Genomic DNA, 530 nt, shown 5'->3' on the forward strand with positions numbered 1-530 from the left:
CGGCTGCGCCAATTGACCGCACCGCCGTACAGCGAGCGGCTGTACTGGCCGTATTCGGTGCCGGTGATGCCGGTCTCGAAATTGCCCCACAGCGCTTGGCTCTTGTCCCAATCGACCCGGACGTACAGCCGGCCCATGGTGTCGACGTCGCGGTAGGTGGTCGAATCGTCGCCGTAGACCGGGTAGTACAGGTCCGGGTCGAGGCGGCGGAAGATGTCCTGCGGGTCGGCCTTCCAGAAGCCGTTGAACAACTGGCTGACCTCGCGCTCGCGCGTGTCGGCCTGGGCGGTGACCAGGTACTTGCCCTTGATCTTGCCCTTCAGATAGAAGCCCAGACGGCCTTCGAGCAGGAAGCTCTTGTCGAAATGCTCGTCGCCGGCCAACGGTTCGATCGAACCGGAGGTGCTGCCCTTGGACGCGGTCACATCGGCGATCGCGACGGCGAACATGTAGCGCCCGCTGACGTCGATGTCGAGCGTGTGCTCGATCTCGCCGCCCTCGCCCTTCAGGCGCAGGTCGTACTCGTGGCG

General features: G+C 64.9%; 1 pseudogene. It reads right to left on the reverse strand.

Going from position 1 to position 530, the window contains the following annotated elements:
• Positions 1–530: pseudogene (locus ACTOWK_RS23590) on the reverse strand (hypothetical protein); the annotation flags it as partial.

The sequence above is a fragment of the Lysobacter sp. CA196 genome (genome assembly GCF_052078695.1).
Lineage (GTDB): Bacteria > Pseudomonadota > Gammaproteobacteria > Xanthomonadales > Xanthomonadaceae > Lysobacter.